This window comes from Pseudomonas tehranensis (assembly GCF_014268615.1).
In the GTDB taxonomy this organism is placed as follows: domain Bacteria; phylum Pseudomonadota; class Gammaproteobacteria; order Pseudomonadales; family Pseudomonadaceae; genus Aquipseudomonas; species Aquipseudomonas tehranensis.
In genome coordinates, this window is the sequence record NZ_JABWQV010000339.1 from 1 (window position 1) to 4,412 (window position 4,412).

A 4,412-nucleotide genomic window follows, 5' to 3' on the forward strand; every position below is an offset into this window, starting at 1 on the left:
GAGCGGGAGCAAGCTCCCTCGCCACAGGGCTGTGCCCGGCTAGCACGGATCACCGCTAGCCCCTTCGGCAGACATTGATCGCAAGCTCCGGAGTGTCAACAACCAGGATACGCCCCAGACTGGCCAACCTTTCCCACCAAGGTTTGTGCGCATGTCCGCTATCCTGCAAGCCCCCTCGCTGACACAACACATAGACGGCCTTGATTGGCCTACCCTTGAACAAAACCTCGACCAGGATGGCAGCGCAATCATCCGCAACCTGGTCACGGCCAGGCAATGCAAAATGCTCAGCGGCCTATACGCTGAGGGCGATCTTTTCCGCTCGAAGGTGATCATGGCCCGCCACGGATTCGGGCGCGGGGAGTATCAGTATTTTCGCTATCCGCTGCCCGAAGTCGTCGAGCAATTGCGACAGGCGTTGTACCCGGCGCTGGTGCCATTGGCGAACCGCTGGAATGAATGCATGGGCCTTGAAGTGCGCTACCCCGACCAGCACGCCGATTTTATTCAGCGTTGTCACGCCGCCGGGCAGCGGCGTCCTACGCCGTTGTTGCTGCAATACGGCCCACAGGATTACAACTGCCTGCATCAGGATCTGTACGGCGAGCACGTGTTCCCGTTGCAGGTGGCGATTCTGTTGTCGGAACCGGGGCGGGACTTCAGCGGTGGTGAGTTCGTGCTGACCGAACAGCGCCCGCGCATGCAGTCACGAGCGCAGGTCATCGATCTGAAACAGGGCGATGCGCTGGTGTTCGCGGTGCATCAGCGGCCGGTCAAAGGCGTTCGCGGTTATTATCGAGTGAACATGCGCCATGGCGTCAGCCGCGTGCACAGCGGCAGCCGGCATACACTTGGAATCATTTTTCATGATGCGCAATGATGACACCCCTATCACGCTGGATCTGTTCGCCGACGAGACGCCGACGACACCCAGCCTGACCGAACAGATCGGTGAGCAATCGTTTGTTTTGCGCGGTTTTGCCCTGCCCTGGCTCGAACGTTTGCTGCCGGCCCTGGAAGCGGTGTTGCTGGCCGCGCCGTTCCGGCAGATGGTCACGCCTGGCGGTTTTACCATGTCAGTAGCCCTGAGCAGTTGCGGCGCGCTGGGCTGGACCACCGATCGCAGTGGCTATCGTTACACGGCCCATGACCCACAGACCGGCCAACCCTGGCCCGACATGCCAGCGGTGTTTCGCGAGCTGGCCCAGGCCGCTGCCCGACAGGCGCAGTTCGAGCACTTCGAGCCGGATTCCTGCCTGATCAACCGCTACGTGCCCGGCGCACGGATGTCTTTGCATCAAGACAAGAACGAACGCCAACTCACCGCCCCTATCGTCTCGATGTCCCTGGGCTTGCCGGCAGTGTTTCAATTCGGCGGCTTCGAGCGCAGCGACAAAAGTCTGCGCGTCCCGTTGTTCCATGGCGACATCGTGGTCTGGGGCGGCGTGGACCGGTTGCGTTATCACGGCGTGTTGCCGCTCAAGCAAGGCCAACATCCAAAGCTGGGCGCCCAGCGGATCAACCTGACATTTCGCACCGCCGGATGAAGGCGCAGAATTCAACCGCAAGACCCGGAGTGTTGCCCTCTCACAGGCTCGCTACCTTAGGCAAAACGGGCCAATGGACATAACGACCATGAACAGCACTTCGAACACCCTCACCGCTGAACAGGATCCTCGCTGGGCCGCCGTGCTCGCCCGGGATCCGCGCGCCGACGGGCAATTCGTCTATGGCGTGAAAACCACCGGCATCTATTGCCACCCCAGCAGCCTGTCGCGCCTGCCCAATCCGCGTAACGTGGAATTTTTCGACACGCCGGAACAGGCCCAGGCGGCGGGGTATCGTCCCAGCAAGCGCGTGGCCAGGGACCAGACCCAGATCGCCGCCCAACAAGCGGCCCGGGTCGCGGCCGCCTGCCGGCAGATCGAGGCTGCCGAAGAACTGCCTGGGCTCAATGAGCTGGCGCAAAGCGCAGGCTTGAGTCCCTTCCATTTCCACCGGGTGTTCAAGGCCGTCACCGGTCTGACACCCAAGGGTTATGCCGCCGCCCACCGCTCGCGCAAGGTGCGCGAACGCCTGAGCGATGGCGGATCGATCACCGCAGCGCTTTACGACGCCGGCTTCAATTCCAATAGTCGCTTCTATGAAGCCGCCGACAAAGTGCTGGGCATGAAACCCGCCAATTACCGCGCCGCCGGGCAGAACACCGATATCCGCTTCGCCGTCGGCCAATGCTCCCTGGGGGCGATTCTGGTGGCGCAAAGCGAACGCGGGGTGTGCGCGATCCTGCTGGGGGATGATCCGGACGCACTGGTGCGGGACCTGCAAGACAAATTCCGCCGCGCCAACCTGATCGGAGCCGACCGCGACTTCGAGCAGTTGATCGCCCAAGTGGTGGGTTTTATCGAAGCACCGGCCCTGGGCCTGGACCTGCCGCTGGACCTGCAAGGCACGGCGTTCCAGGAACGGGTCTGGCAAGCCCTGCGGGATATTCCGCCGGGCAGCACCGCCAGCTACGCCGAGATCGCCCAGCGCATCGGCATGCCTAAAGCCGTGCGCGCCGTGGCCCAGGCCTGCGGGGCTAACAGTCTGGCGGTGGCGATCCCCTGCCACCGGGTGGTGCGCAGCGACGGCAACCTGTCGGGCTATCGCTGGGGCGTGGAGCGCAAGCGTCAGTTGCTGGCGCTGGAACGCTCGTCCGCGGACTGAACGCCGATGTAGATCGCCACCGAGTCGGGGCCGCTGTAGACCTCGAAATCGGTGGTGAAGCGGCGCAGGGTTTGCGGGTTATCCGCGAAATATGCCCAGATCAGGTCCCAGGTCTGGATCACGCAGTCGGGCATCGGCCCCTTGGCGGAAAACACCAGGTAATCCCCGCCTTCGATGTCCACGGCGGCGTAGCCTGCGCTGGTCGCATCCACCTGTACCCCGGCCGTCACATCAAAGTACCCGGTGGCGTCGGATTCGTAGCTGGAATAGACCCCGTAGACAAACGACTCCGACTGTCTGGCGGGAATCTTGTCGAACAGCCCTTCAGTGAAGAACTGCTGCCACATCGGGCCGATCCGTGCCGTGTCGGGTTGCTGTTCGTCAGCGTTGCGCGTGTGTACCTGCAGGCCGGCCACGGTGAAGGGTTCGACTGCCTTGAGTTTGACGTCCATGGGTCAGGCTCCTTGAGAAATGAAGCCCGCATGGTAACCCGCTCTCGGGATCAAGTTGGCGCATCCGATTGAAAAACTCGACTGGCCCTGGCTGGGCCACACCTGCTAAAAACCCTCTTTCCTTCTGCCGTCGGAGACCCGTACATGAGCCAGTGGCCAGACACTCGCATTCTTGACCTGCTTGGTATCGAGCTGCCCATTATCCAAGGACCGATGGCCGGAGTGACGGGACCGACCATGGTGATCGCCGCCTGCAATGCCGGCGGGCTGGGTTCGATGCCGGCGGCGATGCTGGATGTCGAGCAATTGCGTCAGGCGCTGACGACGATCAGCGAACAGACCGACAAGCCGTTCAACGTGAATTTTTTCTGTCACCAGTCACCCGTGTTCGACGAACAACGCATCGCGGCCTGGAAGCAACACCTCAAGCCCTACTACGAAGAGCTGGGTGCCGACTTCGACGGGCCGACGCCAGTGTCCAACCGCACGCCGTTCGATGATGCAGCGTGCCGGGTGCTGGAGCAGATGCGGCCTGAAGTGGTCAGCTTTCACTTCGGGCTGCCGGAAAAGTCCCTGCTGGACCGGGTGAAAGCCACCGGTGCCAAAGTCCTGTCGTCAGCCACCACCGTCGAGGAAGCCCTCTGGCTGGAACAGCACGGTTGCGACGCGATCATCGCCATGGGCTATGAAGCTGGCGGCCATCGTGGGATGTTCCTCAGTGACGACCTCAACACCCAGGTCGGCCTGTTTGCCTTGCTGCCACAGGTGGTGGATGCGGTGAGCGTGCCAGTGATCGCTGCGGGCGGTATTGGCGATGCGCGGGGAATCGTCGCGGCGTTTGCCCTGGGCGCATCGGCGGTACAACTGGGCAGCGCCTATCTGTTCACGCCCGAGGCTAAAGTCAGCCCGTCCCATCACCGGGCGCTGCGCACGGCCAAGGAAAGTCAAACCGCAGTCACCAACCTGTTCACCGGTCGACCGGCCCGGGGCATCGTCAACCGGGTGATGCGCGAGATCGGGCCAATGAGTCCGATGGCGCCGGCATTCCCCCTGGCGGGCGGTGCGTTGATGCCGTTGCGCGCCAAGGATGAAGCAGACTTCAGCAATCTCTGGGCCGGGCAGGCATTTGCCATGGGCCGGGAATTGTCGACCGCCGAGCTGACCCGGCGCTTGGCCGAAGAGGCACTGGTCCAACTGAATGGTCGTGGGCGGTCCTGACGGTCGCCATCGCGAGCAGGCTCGCTCCCACAT

The 4,412-nt window shown here is 62.8% G+C and carries 5 protein-coding genes; 4 read left to right on the top strand and 1 reads right to left on the bottom strand.

The window, feature by feature from the left end; all coding sequences use genetic code 11:
* Positions 1–151 precede the first annotated feature (151 nt).
* The 3 genes from HU811_RS25390 to ada all read left to right on the top strand — a co-directional run bounded on the left by HU811_RS25390 (position 152) and on the right by ada (position 2,709).
* Entirely contained in the window at positions 152–880 is a 729-nt protein-coding gene (locus HU811_RS25390) for a 2OG-Fe(II) oxygenase (RefSeq protein ID WP_186658766.1), read from the top strand.
* Positions 867–1,547 (top strand): DNA oxidative demethylase AlkB, encoded by a 681-nt coding sequence (gene alkB, locus HU811_RS25395; RefSeq protein WP_437179506.1) that lies wholly within the window; start codon positions 867–869, stop codon positions 1,545–1,547. Before HU811_RS25390 ends, alkB begins: the two co-directional genes overlap by 14 nt.
* Positions 1,548–1,635: 88 nt before the next feature.
* Entirely contained in the window at positions 1,636–2,709 is a 1,074-nt protein-coding gene (gene ada, locus HU811_RS25400) for a bifunctional DNA-binding transcriptional regulator/O6-methylguanine-DNA methyltransferase Ada (protein WP_186658769.1), read from the top strand.
* Here the strand turns inward: ada and HU811_RS25405 are convergent.
* A complete protein-coding gene (locus HU811_RS25405; RefSeq protein WP_186658772.1) occupies positions 2,673–3,161 on the bottom strand; it encodes a GyrI-like domain-containing protein in 489 nt (162 codons plus the stop codon). The two genes, ada and HU811_RS25405, sit on opposite strands and share 37 nt — an antisense overlap.
* A 144-nt stretch (positions 3,162–3,305) precedes the next feature.
* On the opposite strand from HU811_RS25405, the gene HU811_RS25410 reads away from it, so the two are divergent.
* Positions 3,306–4,379 (top strand): NAD(P)H-dependent flavin oxidoreductase, encoded by a 1,074-nt coding sequence (locus HU811_RS25410; RefSeq protein ID WP_186658775.1) that lies wholly within the window; start codon positions 3,306–3,308, stop codon positions 4,377–4,379.
* Positions 4,380–4,412 lie beyond the last annotated feature (33 nt).

Bases quoted from the DNA above. Each gene is read 5' to 3' on its own strand.
- ada (WP_186658769.1), top strand. From the start codon at position 1,636: ATGAACAGCACTTCGAACACCCTCACCGCTGAACAGGATCCTCGCTGG.
- HU811_RS25405 (WP_186658772.1), bottom strand. From the start codon at position 3,161: ATGGACGTCAAACTCAAGGCAGTCGAACCCTTCACCGTGGCCGGCCTG.
- HU811_RS25390 (WP_186658766.1), top strand. From the start codon at position 152: ATGTCCGCTATCCTGCAAGCCCCCTCGCTGACACAACACATAGACGGC.
- alkB (WP_437179506.1), top strand. From the start codon at position 867: ATGATGCGCAATGATGACACCCCTATCACGCTGGATCTGTTCGCCGAC.
- HU811_RS25410 (WP_186658775.1), top strand. From the start codon at position 3,306: ATGAGCCAGTGGCCAGACACTCGCATTCTTGACCTGCTTGGTATCGAG.